The organism is Streptomyces sp. SID13726 (assembly GCF_010548375.1).
In the GTDB taxonomy this organism is placed as follows: Bacteria; Actinomycetota; Actinomycetes; order Streptomycetales; family Streptomycetaceae; genus Streptomyces.
Genome location: NZ_JAAGLY010000257.1, coordinates 1 through 524 on the forward strand (window position 1 = coordinate 1; position 524 = coordinate 524).

Here is a 524-nt window from a genome sequence, read left to right on the forward strand (position 1 = left end):
CGACGCGACGCGGTAGCGCACCGACGGGGTCGAGACGACGGCACCGCGGCGCACGTCGGCGCGCGCCGCGGAGACCACGCGGTCGGCGTCGAGCCACGCGAGGTCGGGCAGGACGGACTTGTCGATCCCGGCGCGGTCGTGGAACTCCGTGTGGGTGAAGCCCGGGCACAGCACGGTCGCGGTGACGCCGGTGCCGTGCAGCTCGACGGCGAGCCCCTCCGTGAACGAGCGCACCCACGCCTTCGCGGCGGCGTAGGTGCCGCCCGCGGTGAGCGCCGCGACGGACGCGACGTTGAGGATCGCGCCCCGGCCCCGCGCGGTCATCTGACCGGCGGCCGCGTGGGACAGGACCAGGACGGCCCGCACCATGACGTCGAGCGCGCGGAGCTCGACGTCCAGGTCGCCGCCCACGAAGTGCTGCTGGGTCGCGAAGCCCGCGTTGTTCACGAGCAGCCCGACCGGGCGCTCGTCCGAGCCGCCGGGAGAGGCGAGGCGCTCGGCCAGGCGCGCGACGTCGTCGGGCA

At 76.0% G+C, this 524-nt stretch carries 1 protein-coding gene; it reads right to left on the reverse strand.

The features are described from left to right. A partial coding sequence (locus G3I78_RS47500; RefSeq protein ID WP_164436830.1) for an SDR family NAD(P)-dependent oxidoreductase occupies window positions 1-524 on the reverse strand: 524 nt, incomplete at both ends.